This window comes from Nocardia sp. Marseille-Q1738 (assembly GCF_965283145.1).
This window is the reverse complement of sequence record NZ_CBDIMS010000013.1, coordinates 54,300-71,492: the sequence shown is the minus strand read 5'-3', so window position 1 is coordinate 71,492 and position 17,193 is coordinate 54,300. Positions and strand designations below refer to the sequence as shown.

General features: G+C 70.4%; 12 protein-coding genes. 5 read left to right on the top strand and 7 right to left on the bottom strand.

All coding sequences use genetic code 11. The annotated features are described in order from the left end of the window. Positions 1-17 precede the first annotated feature (17 nt). Positions 18-1,190 (top strand): glycosyltransferase family 4 protein, encoded by a 1,173-nt coding sequence (locus ACWPXK_RS31770; RefSeq protein WP_454199855.1) that lies wholly within the window; start codon positions 18-20, stop codon positions 1,188-1,190. Positions 1,191-1,349: 159 nt separating this feature from the next. On the opposite strand, the gene ACWPXK_RS31765 is transcribed toward ACWPXK_RS31770, so the two are convergent. Further along, on the bottom strand, positions 1,350-3,488 hold the full coding sequence (locus ACWPXK_RS31765) for a hypothetical protein (protein WP_454199854.1): 2,139 nt from the start codon (positions 3,486-3,488) through the stop codon (positions 1,350-1,352). 453 nt (positions 3,489-3,941) lie between these two features. Here ACWPXK_RS31765 and ACWPXK_RS31760 point away from each other — a divergent pair, with 453 nt between their 5' ends. Next, positions 3,942-5,117, top strand: a complete 1,176-nt coding sequence (locus ACWPXK_RS31760) for a polysaccharide biosynthesis protein (protein WP_454199853.1) — start codon at positions 3,942-3,944, stop codon at positions 5,115-5,117. Between the two features lie 138 nt (positions 5,118-5,255). On the opposite strand, the gene ACWPXK_RS31755 is transcribed toward ACWPXK_RS31760, so the two are convergent. Beyond that, a complete protein-coding gene (locus ACWPXK_RS31755) occupies positions 5,256-6,404 on the bottom strand; it encodes a DUF3068 domain-containing protein (RefSeq protein ID WP_454199852.1) in 1,149 nt (382 codons plus the stop codon). 203 nt (positions 6,405-6,607) lie between these two features. Between ACWPXK_RS31755 and ACWPXK_RS31750 the strand changes: the two genes are divergently transcribed. After that, positions 6,608-7,792: an acyltransferase family protein gene (locus ACWPXK_RS31750; protein WP_454199851.1), complete on the top strand. Its 1,185-nt coding sequence runs from the start codon at positions 6,608-6,610 to the stop codon at positions 7,790-7,792. Positions 7,793-7,810: 18 nt separating this feature from the next. On the opposite strand, the gene ACWPXK_RS31745 is transcribed toward ACWPXK_RS31750, so the two are convergent. The 5 genes from ACWPXK_RS31745 to ACWPXK_RS31725 all read right to left on the bottom strand — a co-directional run bounded on the left by ACWPXK_RS31745 (position 7,811) and on the right by ACWPXK_RS31725 (position 14,857). After that, positions 7,811-8,230 (bottom strand): DinB family protein, encoded by a 420-nt coding sequence (locus ACWPXK_RS31745; RefSeq protein ID WP_454199918.1) that lies wholly within the window; start codon positions 8,228-8,230, stop codon positions 7,811-7,813. 326 nt (positions 8,231-8,556) lie between these two features. Further along, positions 8,557-12,903: an alpha-(1->3)-arabinofuranosyltransferase gene (locus ACWPXK_RS31740; protein ID WP_454199850.1), complete on the bottom strand. Its 4,347-nt coding sequence runs from the start codon at positions 12,901-12,903 to the stop codon at positions 8,557-8,559. Then, a complete protein-coding gene (locus ACWPXK_RS31735) occupies positions 12,884-13,054 on the bottom strand; it encodes a DUF2613 domain-containing protein (protein ID WP_454199849.1) in 171 nt (56 codons plus the stop codon). The genes ACWPXK_RS31740 and ACWPXK_RS31735 overlap by 20 nt, the downstream gene beginning before the upstream one ends. 173 nt (positions 13,055-13,227) lie before the next feature. Continuing rightward, positions 13,228-14,322, bottom strand: a complete 1,095-nt coding sequence (locus ACWPXK_RS31730; RefSeq protein ID WP_454199848.1) for an isochorismate synthase — start codon at positions 14,320-14,322, stop codon at positions 13,228-13,230. Between the two features lie 61 nt (positions 14,323-14,383). Further along, positions 14,384-14,857: a universal stress protein gene (locus ACWPXK_RS31725; RefSeq protein WP_454199847.1), complete on the bottom strand. Its 474-nt coding sequence runs from the start codon at positions 14,855-14,857 to the stop codon at positions 14,384-14,386. 365 nt (positions 14,858-15,222) lie between these two features. On the opposite strand from ACWPXK_RS31725, the gene ACWPXK_RS31720 reads away from it, so the two are divergent. Both ACWPXK_RS31720 and ACWPXK_RS31715 read left to right on the top strand, forming a co-directional pair. Continuing rightward, the gene (locus ACWPXK_RS31720; RefSeq protein ID WP_454199846.1) at positions 15,223-16,383 is read left to right on the top strand and encodes a glycoside hydrolase family 3 N-terminal domain-containing protein; all 1,161 of its coding nucleotides are present in this window, start codon (positions 15,223-15,225) and stop codon (positions 16,381-16,383) included. A gap of 166 nt (positions 16,384-16,549) precedes the next feature. Next, positions 16,550-17,149 (top strand): TetR/AcrR family transcriptional regulator, encoded by a 600-nt coding sequence (locus tag ACWPXK_RS31715; protein ID WP_454199845.1) that lies wholly within the window; start codon positions 16,550-16,552, stop codon positions 17,147-17,149. The last annotated feature ends 44 nt before the right edge of the window (positions 17,150-17,193 follow it).

Sequence of the window (17,193 nt, the reverse complement as noted above, 5' to 3'; positions counted from 1 at the left end):
CCGAGAGAAGCTCCACCGTGCGCGAAGTCCTCCTGCTCTGCTGGCGTGACACCGGACACCCGCAGGGCGGCGGCAGCGAGCGGTACCTCGAGCAGGTCGGCGCGCAGCTCGCGGCACGCGGGGTCAAAGTCACCCTGCGCACGGCCCGTTATCCGGGGGCGGCACGGCGGGAACACGTCGATGGCATCGACATCAGCCGGGCGGGCGGACGCTACACGGTGTATCCCCGGGCGCTGGCCGCGCTCCTACTCGCGCGGATCGGACTCGGCCCGCTGCGCGGCGTGCGCCCGGACGCGGTGATCGATACCCAGAACGGCATTCCCTTCTTCGCCTCTGTCGTCACCCGGGCGCCGTCGGTGGTGCTGGTGCACCACGGCCACCGCGAGCAGTGGCCGGTGGCCGGTCGGCTGGTCGGCCGGATCGGCTGGTGGATCGAATCGCGGCTGTCGCCGCGCGTGCACCGGGACAATCAGTATCTGACCGTGTCCCTGCCTTCGGCCGAGGAACTGGCCACGCTCGGCGTCGACCGTTCGCGAATCGCGGTGGTTCGCAATGGAGCTGAACCGGTTCCAGTCGACGCGCCGACGGGCGCCGCGGAAACGCGGACCGGCGCGCCGACCGTCGTGGTGCTCTCCCGCCTGGTGCCGCACAAGCAGATCGAGGACGCGCTCGCCGCCGTCGCCCGGCTGCGCGGCCGCATCCCGGGGCTGCGTCTCGACGTGATCGGCGACGGCTGGTGGGCCGCCAACCTGAAGGACAACGCCCGAGACCTCGGCATCGCCGACGCCGTCACCTTCCACGGACATGTGGACGAACGCCGCAAACACGAACTGCTCGCCCGCGCGTGGGTGCACGTGCTGCCTTCGCGCAAGGAGGGGTGGGGACTCGCGGTGATCGAGGCCGCCCAGCACGGTGTGCCGACCGTCGGCTACCGGAGTTCGCGCGGGCTCACCGATTCCATCGTCGACGGCGCCACCGGCGTTCTGGTGGACGACGTCGCGCAATTGGCCGATGCCGTCGGCGAGCTGCTGGAGGATCCGGCGGCGCGGACGGTCATGGGTGAGAAGGCACGCGCCCGCGCCCGCGAATTCTCCTGGGAGCAGACCGGAAACGGAGTCTACGAGGTGCTGGCGGCCGCTGCACGCGGTGAGCACACCGCGGGCTTGATCGCGGCGCGGCCGGGCGACTGATCTCGTTTTCCAGCGCTGGGTGGGCCAGCCGCCACCGTGTGTGGCGATCGACGCCTGCAAGGTTCCCGGGCGCCGTGGATCCGTGCGCGTAGAGTGCCGCCGTCGTGCCAGTCAGCGATCGGTTCCCTTGCGTGAAATCGACAGTGGCGCAGCCCGAAGCTACCGCCGGATTTTCGTCCGGGATCGTGCACGCATACCGATAACGACGAGCGGCCCAGCGATAAGTATTGCCCCCCAGAGCGAATGGGCCGCATAGGCGAATGCGCGCTGTTGTGTTGTCGATCCGCGTCTCTCGATGACGCCGGGGACGCGATACAACGCGAGGTCGGCGTCCTCGTAGGTCGGCTCGAGCTGGGCAAGGGTGGCCGCCGATTCGCCGAGCGGGCCGGGGGTTGTTCGTTCGACGAGCACCCAGCCGACGCCGAGACGCGCCAGATCCACGGCCGGACCGCCGTGCAGCAGAAGGGCTTCCACTTCTCCGGCGCGGGCTCCTTCGCCGGACACGGTACGGCCGCGCACCGGGAGCTCACCGGTCTGTAAGACGTCGCCGGGCAGCATCCGCGGCGCCGGGTCCAGTACCGGCGCGGCGCCGCTGTAGGGGAACTTACGGAACATCCCGGCTGGCAGTACCGCGATGTCGGTGGAATCGTCGACTCGTTCCGCGACCTGCTGCCACCCGTCCGGATAGCGCACGGCTCGAACCGCTCCGCCGACGCCCCAGGCGAGGTCGTAGAGCGGCAGCACGAGGAGCGCGACGAATACCGCTGCGACAGTGGATGTCACGGCTCGGTGCGCCGGTACGCGTTGATCTGCAGCCGCAGGCTGGGGGGTCGCGGAGACACGCCGAGCCAGCACGCCGCATCCGGCCGCGGCGCACAGCGCATAGGCGGGCATGGCCAAGGCCACGTACTTCTGGGTGTCGCGCAGCAAACCCGCGCCGGGTACGTGAGCGACCAGCCACTCCAGCGCGTGCATGCCCCACGGCGTCGCGCCGAGCGCCGGAAACAGGACCGCGATGGCCGCGAGCAGTAGCAACATGCGGCGGACGTGGCGACCGTCCGGATCGTCATCGCCCTTCGCGACGGCACGTATGCCCAGCGCGACGATCGCGAGCAGCGCGACGGTGCCGATCGCGGCGAGCGGCGTGGTGCGCGAGTCCGGCACGGCCTCGGAGTTCCAGATTCCGCCCAGCCCGGCCACGCTGCCCAGCGTGCCGAGCCCGGGTTCGGCACGCGCGGCGAAGGCGGCGATACCCGCGGGGTCGGAGGGCTCGCTGCCCGCGCCGGAAAGCGCGGTCGCGGTCAGCCACGGCGCCGACGCGGCCACCCAGAGGGCGAGTGTCGCGGGTAGTTGCCGCACGCGGACGAGGGCGAGTGCGGTGCAGCCGGCCAACAGCGCGCCGGTCGGCGTGAGGCCCGCCGCTGCCAGCGCCACCGCCAGCGCCGCCCATGCACCCGTCGCTCGGCTATGCGCGGACGCGATCTGCCGAAGATCTCGGCGTTGTCCTGCCCCGTGGGTTGATGCGGTGCCGCGCAGGCGTCCGGTTGTATCGGCTGCTCGAGCGCTGTGCGGATGCCCTGGTCTATCGGGTCTCGGGGTGCCCTCTGGCGATTCGACCGTGTCGGCTGGTCCGATATGGTCGGCTGGCTGGTCGGTGCTGATCGGTCCGGCGTGTTCGGGCGGCTCGACTGCGTCGGCCCCCGGGGCGGTGCCGGCGTGCTCTCCTGTGTTGGTTGGTTGGGCGTGGTTGGACTGCCCATCGGCGTCGGCCGGTTGACCGACCTCCAGTTGTCGCACCGATGCGGTCCAGTAGGTGCCCATGCGCTGCCGCGCTGCTGCAGCGGATCGGAGGCGATAGGCGGCAAGCGCCGTCCACGGCAGGGCGGCATAGCCGGTGAGCAGACTCCAGTGGCCCTGTAAAAGGCGCTCGGCCACGTAAGGGTTCCACAGCGCGACCGTGATGGCGACCAGTTGTGCGCCGAGCGGCGCGCGCAGCAGTTCGCGCGCGAGTACCGCCGCACCGTACGCCGCGGCCCACAGCGCGACGACCAGGATCGCCTTGACCACCAGCCCGCCGTCCACGATCGGCGACAGGACCGCGAGCAGCGCGTCCTGCGGCACCGCCCGCGGCGCCGCGTCGCCCAGCCCGAGCGCCGAGTCGGTCGGATAGCTGCGCGGCGTGCTCACCGCATCACGTAACAGCAGGTACCCCGGTCGCAGCAGCGGGCCGACCACGAGCAGCGCTCCGGCCGCGCTGTATCCCGCAGCCACCACTCGATCCCGACGGCTCACACCCACGCCTGAGCACTGTACGTCCCGAACACCGCCACGGCGGAGCGGAGCGGAGACCAGGACGTTCAGTTCGGTACGTCGCGCGGACGCTCGTCGCCGATCTCGCCGTTCCCAGCATGGCGGTTCCGCCGCCGATCGGCCGGACTCGGCGTCGGCCGGGTGCTCGTCGCCTCTCGCGCGGCGCGAGCCCGCTCGGCCGATCGGCGACGACCCATGCTCAGCTCGAGCTGGCCTCCTAGGGCGTCGACCTGACACTGTATTGTGTGCCGAACGTCCTCGAGTGCGGCGAGTTCAACGACATGCAGCCAGCCGCCCTCGCGCAAGAAGTGGCTTGCGACAACATGAGAGTCTTGCGTCACCCGACTGGTACGGCCTGAGGATTCGGAGAGGCGGGGGAGCGTGTCTGCTGTCCGTCGATTACTTGTGGTGGCGGATTTGACGTGGGTGACGGCAGGGGCGATGACCGCCAACGTCGCCGGGTATCTGCTGCAGCTGCTGGCTGGTCGATGGCTGGGGGTTACCGGGTACAGCGAGTTCGCGAGTTTGCTCGCAGTGCAGTTGCTGTGCGCGGTGCCCGCGCTGGCCTTGCAGAACGTGGTCGCCCGCGAGCTGGTCCGGGGTGCGGGTGCGGCGGCACTGCGCGGGTTGCAGTGGCGGTGCGCGCTGATCGTCGCCGTGGTGGCGGCGGTGTTGGTGCCGCTGGTTTCCCTCACATTGAACGTCGGGCTGGCTGCCACCGCGGCGGCACTGGGTGCCGCGCCCGCGCTGGTGCTCTTGTCCGGCGAGCAGGGAGTCCTGCAGGGCAGCAAGCGGTTTCGGGCTCTGGGTGTGGTGCTCGGCGCGGCGGGAATCGCCCGGGTCGCGCCCGCGCTGGTGGTCTTGGCGCTGAGCGGCGGCGCCACGCTCGCGCTGTGGGCCGCGGCCTGCGGGATCGCGGTGGCGGCGCTGCTGGCCAGGATGGTCGCCGGTTCGCCGTCCAAGCGGACCAGGGCCGGAATCGAGGCGGGCGAGGACGCGGCGGCCACGGGAGTGCTGCCGGTGCTGCGGGCCGCCCAGGTGCAAGCGGCGCTGATGGCGCTCCAGTCGGCGGACCTGATCGTGGTCCGGATCGTGCTCGACGATGTGGACGCCAGCCGCTACGCACTCGGCACCATCGCCACCAAGATCGCGTTCTGGCTGCCGCAGGCAGTTGGCGTGGTGCTGTATCCGCGGATGGCCCAGCCGACCCAGTCGGCGGGCGCGATCCGGGCCGCGCTGGCCGTGCTCAGCGGCATCGGTCTCGTCGCGGTGCTCGGGGCCGCGCTCGCCGCCCCGCTGGCCCCGTTGCTCGCGGGCGAGGACTACGCCCCGATTCAAGGCCTGCTGTGGCTGTTCGCGCTGCACGGAGCGCTGCTGGCCGTGCTGCAAGGCGCGGTGCTCTCGGCCATCGCCGTCGACCGCACGTCGCTCGCGCTGGTCACCTGGCTGGGGCTGGCCGTCGAAGTCACGTTGATGTTGTCGCTGGCCCGCTCGGTCCCGGCCCTGATCACCACGGCTGTGTCCGTCGCGGCCACTACTACGCTGCTGGTCGCCGTCATCGTCCTTCGCGCCGCCGACAGCACGCCACGCCCTGAACCGCTGCGCCCGGTTGGTTGACGGACCACTCCCCACGATCGAGCCCTTGTCCACCACGATCGTGCTGGTCGCGGCAACCAACAACCGCCTGACCCTACGAACGAATTCGGCTCCCCAGCCGGAAGGCGGGGGAGCCGAATTCAGTGGTGCTGAGCCGGATCAGGGTTGCTTGTTGATCCGGATCTGCTCGGTGGGCGCGTCATCGCCGCCGCGACCGGCCGGACCCCGAGGGGTGCCGCCCGGACGCTGGCCCGGGGTGCCGCCGGAGCGCGCGGGCGCCGGGGCCGGTCCACCGCGGACACCGAGGAACACGCCGGCGATCAGCGCGATCACACCGAGGACGCCGAGGACGATCGGCATGATCCGGCCGTACAGCGCCAGCTTGTCGATGTTCTCCTTCGCCACCGAGATCTGCGACTCGACGGTGTTCTCGTCGAACACGATGTGCGACTTCAGCGCGGTGACCTCCGGCTTGTCCGCGGTGCGCGAGTAGTACAGGTGCAGCTGCTCGCCGCCCTTGACCACCGTGCCGGTCGCCGGCTCGACCCACAGGTCACGGGTGTTGGTGTAGTACCGGTTCATGGTCACCGGGGTCTCGCCGCCCTCGACGCCCCACTTGGCGGCGGGCAGGGTCAGCCGGTTGGTCGGCGACTGCACCACGTCCGACAAGTTGGTGGCGGGCACCGACATCTGGAAGTGGTAGACCTTCATGTTGTTGATCTCGGTCTCTTCGACGAAGGTGGCGTCGAAGGTCTTGCGCACGTTGAGATCGAAGTACGGGTAGGTCTTCTTCTCGGTGCCGATCGGGAACCGGTACTGCAGGCCGGTGTGCTGCACCGGGTCGGCGATGTCCTCGCCTTCCTTGGTGGTGGTGACCGCGATGGAGCCGTTGGGCTCGGTGGCGACCGGCATGCCGGTCTTGCGGTCGATGGTCACCCGGTCGATGACCGCGGTCAGCAGGCCGGTGTCGCCCTGCTTGTCGATGCGCCGCAGCGTCTGGCCCGCCTGCACCGTCATCTGCTCGGCGTCGGCCGGGTCCTCGACGGTGAGGAACCGCTGCGAGACCAGCGGGACGTTGGTGTCGACTTTGGCGGAACCCTCCGGCGCGGTCAGCGACCTGGAGTCGAGCACGATGCTGTCCTCACCGGGCTGATTCGTCGCGATCGTGGTGATCTCCAGATCGAGGGGAGTTTTCGCCAGTTTGTCGACGGTGTAGGTCGGGATCATCAGTGCGGCGACGATCAACAGCGCGCCGAGACCCACGAGCAGGCAGGCCACCGTCCTTCTGGTACCGGCACTCAGTGCCATGCAAACACTCCTCGTCGTAGAACACAGGTCGCTCCGGCGAGCACTGCGGGCAGCCCGCGGCACTCGTGAGCCCCGACACTAACAGTCCGATGTCGTACCATGCGGCGTCGAGGCCGGAAACGGCCGAGAAATCGCCCGAGTTTAGCGCGAAATCTGAAACGTCGGGTTATCAACTGTGAATTCGCGAGGCAGACTGGAGCCTGATGACCGCGACGCTGCCCACCACCGCACCGGCCACCGAACGGGTGCGCCCACGGGCGTTCGTTACCGCGCTGGAAGGTATGCGCGGAATGGCCGCTCTCGGCGTCCTGCTGACCCATGTCGCCTTCCAGACCGGAGCCTCCGGCACGCCGGTCATCGGGCGGGTGTGGGGACGGTTCGACATGGCGGTCGCGGTGTTCTTCGCACTGTCCGGATTCCTGCTCTGGCGCCCGCACGCCGCGGCCGCGCGTGGGCTCGACACCGCCCCGCCAACCGGCTACTACCTGCGACATCGCGCCGCGCGCATCTTGCCAGCCTACTGGGTCGTGGTGTGTGTGGTCCTGGTGCTGCTGCCCAGTGCGGCGGGGACCGCGGGACTGCGGGTGTGGGTGTCGAACCTGGCGTTGCTGCAGGTGTTCGTGCCGCTGACGCTGACCGACGGGCTGACCCAGATGTGGAGCCTTTCGGTAGAGGTCGCCTTCTATCTGGTGTTGCCGTTGTTTGCCTTCGCACTGGTTCGATTGCGCGGCCCGGCGGCGCGCCTGCGGATCCCCGTGCTGCTCGCCGTGGCCCTGATCAGTCTCGGTTGGAACTTCATTCCGGTGCCGACGCCGGACGCCATCCACGCCGACAACTGGCTGCCCGGTTATTTGCCGTGGTTCGCCGCGGGCATGTTGCTCGCCGAACTCGCCGACCATAGCGTTCGGCTATCACGGTGGTGGAAGGTCGCGGGGAACCAGCCGTTGATGTGGACGGTCGCGACCGTCGCTTTTCTGCTCGCCGCGACCGATCTCGCCGGACCGGCCGGGCTCACCCGCGCCGAACCGTGGCAGTACGTGGTGAAGATGGGCTTGGGCGCGATCATCGGGTTCACCTTGCTCGCGCCGCTGGTGCTGCGGGACCCGGCCGCGCGGCCGCACCGCTGGCTGGAATCGCCGGTGGCCGCGACGCTCGGACGCTGGTCCTACGGCATCTTCATCTGGCATCTCGCGGTGCTGACGATCGTGTTCCCCGTGTTCGGCATCCTGCCCTTCTCCGGGGACTTCGTCTATGTCCTCGTTCTCACGATCGCGATCACCCTGCCGGTCGCCGCGGCCAGCTACGCGCTGGTCGAGGAACCGGTGCGGCGCTGGGTCCGCAAGCGGGACCGGGTGAAGCGGGACCAAGAGCCGCAGCCCGCGCCCTGATCGGCGGCGGGTACTGCGTCAGCCGTCCAGTTGCCGGTGCATGTCCAGCAGGTGGTGGCGAAGTTCGTGCAAAGTGTGCACCGCGAGCCAACGCAGCGAGCGATCCGCGCGCTCGGGATAGGGGAAGCTCAGGGTGCGTTCCCAGTCTTCGTCGCCGAGTCGCTCCAGCACGTTGGCGAACAGCAGCGCGGCGTCGCGGATCTGGCGGGCCACGTCCGCGGGAGCCTGCTCGGCGTAGCCGTCGTGCTCGACCCGCTCCTCCCGGCCCATCGGCGTGACGAGCGGATTGTCCAGGCGGCGGGCGGCCAGCACGCGCTCGCGCTGGGCCAGCAGCACATCCCGCATGTGGCAGGCGTATTCGAGCGGCGACCACACGTCGGGCTTGCCGCGCTGCCGTAACTTGTCGATATCCGCGCCGAGCAGGTCGGCGTACTCCACGGCGTGTTCCCGCGCCAGCGACGGCACCTCGGCCGCCGCAGCCAAATCGTAGACGAAACCGCATTCGGCACAGGTGTTCACGCGTGGTCACGTTAGCAACGAGTGCCGTTGCGGCGCACGGCGAATCCGCGCCTTCGCGAGCGGAAGCCCGACCGTGCGCCCGAGGCAAAGGCAGGGATCCTCATCGCGGTGCGGCGCGATCTCCACTCGCGTGTCCCGCGACAGGCCGCAGGCGTCCGCCAGCGACGCGTGGATGCCCGCGCCGGACGCCACGAGCGATCCCGGACGGAGCGGTGACCGCGCCGAGGTGGCTGGCAGCGGGTCGGTCAGTCGGCGGCCGGTCGGTCGATCTCGCCCCCATCGCGCTGCGGCAGCGCCGCGATTCCCACCGCGATGATCGCGATCAGTGCGGGCAGCTGCACCAGCAGCGATCCGCCCATATAACCGTCGGGCGAGCGCCATGGGCCGGTGGACAGCGCGGCGGCGGACAGCGTTGTGCCCACGCCCGCCACGACGACGAGCGCTCGGGGGGCCAGGCGCGGCCTGAAACGAGTTACCGCCAAGGCGATCACCGTGAAGATCGCGCCTACCGGCCCCGTGATCAGCGTGGTCGCACCGGCGAGCCCGGCCGCGCCCATCCACCTCCGTCCCCAGGTGCCCGGGGCCGAACCGGCGGGCGAGCCTTGTTGCCCGGCAAGCGCATCCGAGGCCGGGCGAGTGTGGTCGGTCGCGGCGACATCCGGTCGCCTTGTCGTGCGGTCGCGACGGGGAATGGCGAGGACGGCGAGCGGGATGAGCAGCAGCAGGCCGCCGAAGATGCCGAGGCGGTACCAGCGGTCGACCGGGAACGAGACGGTGACCGGGCCGGTGGCGTCGGCAGGCAGCAGCCAGGCTTGCTGCCAGCCGTCGACCACCACCGGTTCGAGGATGCGCCCGTCCGCGGTGGTCGCATGCCAACCGACGTTGGTGCTCAGGGGCAGCACGAGCAGCTGTGTTCCGGCGTCGGACCGGTGCGCGGGGGAAGGCTCCGTCCCGGTGCGGTCCAAGCGCAGACGGTCGACGAAGAACAGATCGGTCGGCCCGACCGACACGTCGACCCGGCCCTGCGGGAGCGCGAGCTCGCCCGGGGTCTCGGCCGCGTCGTCGGTGCAGACCCGAGCGGGAACCGGCGCGCCGGACCGCAATTCGGCGGCGGTCGCGGTGACGGTGGTGGCCAGGATCCGGCCACCGACCTCGATCGTCGGTCCCAGCGCGCACGGGACGGTGAGTTCGCGGTCCAGCGGCGTCGGCTCGGGATACTCCGGTCCGAGCACCGTCACCTCCGCCAAGCCGGACGGTTGGGTCTGGGCGAATCCGAGCGCGGTCTGGTCCAGCACCGGCTGCCAGGTGCGCATGCTGAGCTCGATCCGGTCGGTCACGGTGGGATGCAAAGAGACGCGCACCGGCGTGCCCGGGTCGGTTCGGTCCAGCTCGCGCACCTGCGGGCCGTCGCCGAGATTCACCGTCACCGAGGTCGGCGCCGCGGGCAGGCCGCCGAGCGATGGGGTCAGCTCCAAGCCGGTGACCAGCGCGGGTTCGGGCAATTCGATCGTGAGTGTCGGCCTGCCGCCGGTCGGATTGCGGACCGAGTCCTCCACGGCGGTCCAGCTCGTGCGCGGATCGCCGTCGGTCGCGGCGAAGGCGGCCCCGCGCAGGTCACCGACGTCGGCCTTGCCCCTGGCCACCGGGCGGGCGTGGTCGGTCAGCAGCGCCTCCAGCGCGGGCCCCTGCCTGGTCCGGACGGTCAGGTCCGGAGTGACCGTCATCTGCTCCGGGACCATCACCGTGCGCTGGAACGTTCCCGGCTCTTCCGGCGCCAACGCGAGGCCCTTGCTGCAACGCACACGGTCGGGCGCGTCGAAACAGGCGCTGCGGCCGGGGAACTCCTGGCCCAGATCCCACACGCGCACCTGTGCGCCCACCGGGGTGGGCGGCAACACCGTCCGATGCCGGATGTCGACGCGGACCGGTGCGTCACGGTCGGAGTAGTCGTTCAGGGCCAGTTCGCTGATGCCGAATTGCCCGCCGCGGGAACCGCCTTCGGTGCGGATGGCGGTGACGGTCAGCCAGTCTGTCTTGCCTGCGGGTAGCGAAACCGAGACCGGCGTACCGGGTTCCGGCACCCGGGCCGAGACGGTGCCATTGGCGGTGCGCACCTCGATCCACTTGACCGGATCGCCGATGGCGGCCGAGCTGGTGGTCAGACTCAGTTGCCCGGTCTTGACCGGGCGATCGAGGTCGAGCCGCAACCACTGTCCCAGCGCGCGTTCGGTGCCGTTGCTGATCCAGGCGGTGGCGGGATCGCCGTCCACGACGGCCGCGGTCGAACTCCCCGGCGCGGCACCGCCGAGCTGGGTGGCGTCCGCGGCCGAACTGGACGCGGTGATCGTCGCGCCGGACCATTCGCCGCGCACCAGCTCCGCGCCGGGCACCGGATAGTCGGGGACCAGGTTGTGCGTGCGGCGCGGGTCATCGGGAGCCCGCAGCGCCGAATTGTGGTTGTCCACCCGGCCGAAATCGGCTTCGCGATCCATCGGGGTGTCGGTGACGGTCACCGGGCCGATAGGCAGCCCGGCTCGCGTCGCGTCGGCGGCCAGCAGAGTGGGAGTCTCGGTGGCGGCGTCGTCGCGGTGCAGTCGTTCGAGCACTTCCGGCGCGCCCTGCACGACCGGAACGTCGCCGAGCGGGACGGTGTACGCCCCGGGGAACGCCTCCGGCGCGCCGGTGCCGCCGCGCACCTCGGCGGGCGTTCCCGGACCGCGTGCGTCCACCCGGTAGATCTCGATCGCCGGGTACGGCGGGCGCAGATCACCGTCGGCCACCAGGCCGTCGGCGATCACCAGCGATTCGATCGGGTCGCCGAACTCGGCGACTTTGGTCAGCCCGGGTGAGCCGTCCAGCGCTTGGTGGGCCAGCATCGGCCGCGTGGAGCGGGAGGTTTCCGGGTCCAAATCGTTGCGCAGCACCACGACGCCGATGCCCTGGGCCGCCAGCGTCGGAGCCAACCCCGTCGAGGGCCTGCCGTCGGCGATCAGCCGCTGCACCGAATCCATGGCGCGGATGGTGCCGGGCGGGTTCAGCGGCACCGCGTCGCGAATCGCCCACGGCGTGCCGGCCAGCGCTTGCAGGGGTTCGTCGCGGGTCAGGCCCCAGACCTGGCTGCCGAATGGGGCGCCGGGCACCACCAAGGCGCGGGTGTCGGCGGCATTGTGTCGCAGCCAGTCCGCGGTCTGCTGCCAGTAGGCGGGCACCCGGTCGTAGGCGCCGCGCGGCGCGAGTTTGCCGGTCCAGGCCAGTGAGGTGGACAGGGCCAGCGCGGTGAGGATCAGCGCGGCGACCGCGACCGCACGGTCTCGCTCCGGATGGGCGAACGCGCCGCGCCAGACCGGCATCGGCACCGAGCCGGGCAGCGGCACCCGAGCCAGCAGCTGAGCCAAACCGAGCACGAGGGGGATGCGGATCAGTGGCTCCAGCTTGTGCACGTTGCGCAGCGGAGCACCGCCGGAATCCAGGAAGACGCGCACCGACTCCGCGAACGGCCCGCCCAGCTCGCCAACGAACCCCGCGCAGATCCCGACCAGCCCGACGCACAAGATCAGCGCGAGCCTGCCCCGGTACGGCATGGACCGCAGGGCCAAGCCCGCCATGCCCGCCGCCGCGACCAGGCCGGTCGCCAGGACCGCCGCGGGCTGGGTCACCAGCACCGCGCCCGCGATGCGTTCCGGCGAGACGAACGGCGTCCAGCTGTCGGTGCCACGCAGCACCTCGCCGAGCGAGGCCCACTGCGTGGTCACGCCCGAGGATTCGATGTAGTCCAGGAACGGCGGACTCACCTTGCCGAGCAGCAGCAGCGGCACCACCCACCAGAATGTGGCGAGCACGAGCAGCGGAATCCACGCCGCGGTGAAGCGCCACCAGAGTCGGTTCGGCCGGTAAGAGGCCCACCACAGCAGCGCGGGCAGGAAGGCGGCAACCGTCGCCACCGCGTTGACCGAGCCCATCAGGGCCAAGGCCAGCGCGCTGCCCGCGGGCGATGCGGCTCCGCCGCGCCGCCGGTCGCGTTGGGCGATGCCGAGGGCGGCAGGCGCGAGCAGTACCCAGGGGGCCAGCATCATCGGCAGCGTCTCCGAGGAGATCGAGCCGAGCGTGGTCAGCACCCGCGGCGACAGCGCGAACGCGATCGCCGCGACGACGCGCGACCCGCGCGTGCCGATACCGAGCGTCTCGCACAGCCGGACGATTCCCCAGAACCCGGCGAGCAGCAGCAGCGCCCACCAGATCCGCTGGGTCATCCATGCGGGCACCCCGAGCACATGGCCGAGCGAGAAGAACGCGCCGTGCGGGAAGAAATATCCGTAGGCCTGGTTCTGCACCTGGCCCATCGGCGCCTGGCTGCTCCACAGATGGCTCGCGCGTTCCAGGAAGCCGAGCGGATTCTGCGCCAAGTCGTATTTCGTGTCGGCGACCGTGCGTCCGGGCGCCTGCGCGAAGGTCAGCAGGAACGCCGCGACGACCGTCGCGGCGAACCAACGTCTACCCAGCGGCGCGGTGCTGTGCTGCCCCGGCGCCGCGGAGGATCCGAGCGAGTCGGCAGGTGAAGGTGAGGTCAGCGGGTCAGCGGCTGCCGTACTCAACGTTGTTCAGCAGCGAGGAGTCCTTGTCGCCGCTGCGGTCGATCTCCGGTCGCGTGTTCTGCTGCACGGCCACGGTGATGAGAAGAACACCGATCACACCCAGTACGGCGCCCGCGACCGCACTCGCAACACCCGGGACAGCAAACTTCATCGCGGCAACTCCAATACGTCGATGCAGGCACGTTCCCGGTCAACCTAGCAGGACGTCCGGTATTTGTATGCGTTCAGGCCGCGGAATCTCGATCGACATGTCCCGCGGACCGGCGCCGAGGATGCGCTGACCTGCATGTGACCGGCCACACAGGCCGACCGGCAGCTGGGTGATCAGTGCGCGGGGAGCGTGCAGTGCAGCGCGCCGAGCAGGGTGCGCAGCTTCGCGGTGGTCTCGTCCAGCTCCGCCTGCGGGTCGGAGGCCGCGACGATGCCGCCGCCCGCGTACGCGTGCACCGTGCGCCCGTCGGCCGAGAGTTCCGCACTGCGGATCGCGACCATCCACGCGCCGTCGCCGTCCGCGTCGCACCAGCCGACCGCTCCGCCGTAGAACCCGCGGTCTTCCTCGATGTGCGCGATGGTGTCCAAGGCGAGGTGGGTCGGGGTGCCGCAGACCGCGGGCGTCGGGTGCAGCAGCACCGCCAAGTCGAGCGCGGTGATCGAGGTGTCGCGCAGGCGTCCGCTGATCGGCGTCGCGAGGTGCCATACCTCGTGCGTGCTGATCAGCTCCGGGCTGTCCGGAATGGACAGTTCGGCGCAGATCGGCCCGAGCCGATCCCTGATCCAGTCGATCACGAACGCGTGCTCGTCGCGATTCTTGGTGCTGGCCAGCAGTTCTCGGGCCTGCGCGGCGTCGGCGGCCGGGTCGGGCAGCCGCGGCAGGGTGCCCGCCAGCGGACGCAGCGTCACGGTGTCGCCGTGCCGGGCGATCAGCACTTCCGGCGTGGCCCCGACCAGGGTCGCGCCGGGGCGTCCCGCGGGCGTCAGGTCGACGGCGAAGACGTTCGCGTGCGGATGCCTGGTCAGCAGGTGTCCGGCGACGAGTTCCGGGTCCAGCGCGAACTCCGCCTCCGCCAGCACCGATCGCGCCGCGACGACCTTGCGCAGCGGCTGCCCCGGATCCTCGAGCTGCTCGACCAATTTCGTCACCCGCGCGACATGCTCTGCCGGGCTGGGTATTTCGGCGACCACCCGGACCGCGGGCAGATCGGGCAGCGCGGCGGGCCGCCACGGACCGACCGTGTGCTCGGCGCGTTCGGGCACACTCAGGGCGGCGGGCCTACGCGGATCGAAGGGCAGCGCACCCACGACCAGCTCCGCGCTGCCGTCTCGCAGCGCAGCCCCCGCCCGCTGCGCGTCATCGAAGACGACCCGGCTCCCGTACCCCCGAACAACCCCGGCGGCGCGAGCAAGCAGGAACCCATCCATGGGACCAAACTAACCCCGTCATCGGTGTTCCATCGCTGTCGAGCGATCCAAGTCTCACCAGTCAGGGATTCTTTCCTGGCGGCACGAGCAGGACGGGACGGTGGCAGTGCTTGAGGACGGCGTCGGCCACGCTGCTGTGCAGGAGCGCACGGATACCGGTGGCGCCGCGAGTGCCCGCGACGATGATGTCGACGTCCAATTCGTCGGCGCAGTCGACGATGGCGTTCCAGATGGTCGAGGTGCATTCGGCGGTGCGCGCCTCCGCGTTCAGGCCCGCCAGCTCGGCCAGCCGCACGCCCTCCGAGTTGATGGCGCGCGCGTCGACGTAGGCGATGTCCTCGATCTCGTCGTCGGGCACCCATTCCGGTTGCATGACACCCGACAGCCCGGAGAGACGGGCGGCTTGACGCACCATCGGTTCCCACGCGGTCAGCACGATGGCTCGATTCGCGGTGAGGAACCGTCCGGCGTATTCGACGGCGCGCTTGGCGTTCTCGGAGCCGTCGTAGGCGATGAGCATCAGATCGCAGGGCACGGTGACCTCCTGAGGGAGACGCACGGCGATACCCCGAGACTACCCCGCTCGGCCTACCCGAATCAGCTTGTACACCGTCCCGACCTGCGCGAACGAAGTCGAGTAGCACGAGATGGCGCCGTGCGGATCTCGCTCCCGAGCCGAGTCGCACCGGCTCGGCATCGGAGGGGATCGCATGAGCGGCAGTGCGATGCGCCGAACCGAGCAGCACGAACGAATTGCCCACGAGGCCAATAGCTTTGCCCTGTGTTGGACCGCCGCCGCACGCGGCTGGACCGCCGCCGCCATCGAGTCCGCGAGCCGCCCGCCCGGTAGGCACCCAGCGGGTGCGGTCGCCCACGCCGCGGCGAGTACGGTTGACCTCTATGCGGAAGACGCCTCTGCTCGTCCTCGCCGTTCTCGCCGCCATCGTGAGCGCCTGCTCCAATGGCGGTTCCTCCGATTCGGCGTCGCCGAGCAGCACCACACCGGACCCGGCGACGGCCGCGGTCCCGGTCACGTCCGCGGCGCCGCCGGACTGCACGGCCGGGTACCTCGCGCAGTTCACCACCCGCGAGAAGCTGGCCCAGCTGCTGACGGTCGGCGTCACCGGCGCGGCCGACGCGACGAACGTGGTGCGCAGCGAGCAGATCGGCGGCATCTTCGTGGGTGGATGGACCGACCAGGCGCTGCTCGGATCGGGCCAGATCACGCAGGTCAAGGAGGCGGCCAAGGTTCCGCTCATGGTGACCATCGACGAGGAGGGCGGCCGCGTCTCCCGCGTTCGCGACCTGATCGGCCCGGCGCCATCCGCGCGGGTGACGGCGCAGACCATGAGCCCCGAGGAGTTCTACGGCGCGACGCTGGACCGGGGGCGTGCCCTGAAGGACGTCGGCGTGACGGTGAACTTCGCCCCCGACGTCGACGTCAGCTCCCAGCCCGACGACACGGTCATCGGCGACCGCTCCTTCTCCGACGATCCCGCCGTGGTCACCCGCTACGCGGACGCCTACATCCGGGCGATGCGTGAGGTCGGTGTCGGCACGGTGATGAAGCACTTCCCCGGTCACGGGTCCGGCTCCGGCGACTCGCACACCGGTGCGGTGCGCACCCCGCCGCTGGCGCAGCTGCAGACGGTGGACCTGGTGCCGTTCCGCGAGCTGATCGGCTCGGGCGCGGCGGTCATGGTCGGCCACCTGGACGTGCCCGGCCTGACCACCCCGGATGTTCCGGCGAGCATCAGTCCCGAGGTGATGGCGCTGCTGCGCGAGGGCCGCGGCTACGGCGCCGCGCCGTTCCAGGGACCGATCTTCACCGATGATCTCGGCGGGATGGCGGCGATCACCGCCAGGATGTCGATCGAGGACGCTGTCGAGGCCGCACTCGTCGCCGGCGCCGACAACGCCCTGTGGATCACCACCGACGCGGTGCCGCGGGTGCTCGACCGGCTGGAGCAGGCGGTGTCGAGTGGACGCCTCCCGATGGCGCAGGTGGATGCCTCGGTGCTGCGGATGGCCGCTTTCAAGGGTGTGTTGCCGCGCTGCTGAGGCAGCCGCATAGGCCCCGCGATGGCTCGAGGTGGCTGCTTCATGCGCCGGGCCGAGTGAAGGCTCAATGCAGCCGCACGGCCGAGTCGAGCGACCGGTGAGCAAATCGGACCGACCGAACTTACCTTGGAGTAATATATGAGGTTCACCTGTGGTAGGAGTGTGGATGGCAGGCGGAACGAAGCGACTTCCGCGGGCGATACGCGAGCAACAGATGCTCGACGCCGCGGTGGAGGTTTTCTCGCGTAAAGGCTTCCACGACACCTCGATGGACGCGATCGCCGCCGAGGCGAAGATCTCGAAGCCGATGCTGTACCTGTACTACGGCTCCAAGGACGAACTATTCCGTGCCTGCATCCAGCGCGAGGGGATGCGCTTCATCGAATCCGTCGCACCGGCGGGCAATCCGTTGTTGTCGCCGCATGAGCAGGTCCGCACCGCGCTGGAGGGTTTCCTCGGCTTCGTCGACCGCAATCGCCGCTCCTGGCAGGTGCTCTACCGGCAGGCCATCGGTCAGCAGGCGTTCGCGTCGGAGATCGAGAACGCCCGCGAGCGGGTCATCGAATTGACCGCCAAACTGCTCGAGTCCAGCGCCAAGCACGCCGAGCCGGGAACGAATTTCGACGTCGTCGCGGTCGCCGTGATCGGCGCGGGCGAGGCCATCGCCGACCGGTTGGCCAGTGGCCGGATCGAGGTCGCGGAAGCCGTCGACCTCCTGGACGACCTCGCCTGGCGCGGTCTGGCCGGCCGCAAGAAGATCGAGTAGTCCGGCTTTTGCCCAGCCCAGTTGCCTCCGCGCGGCCCTCCTGC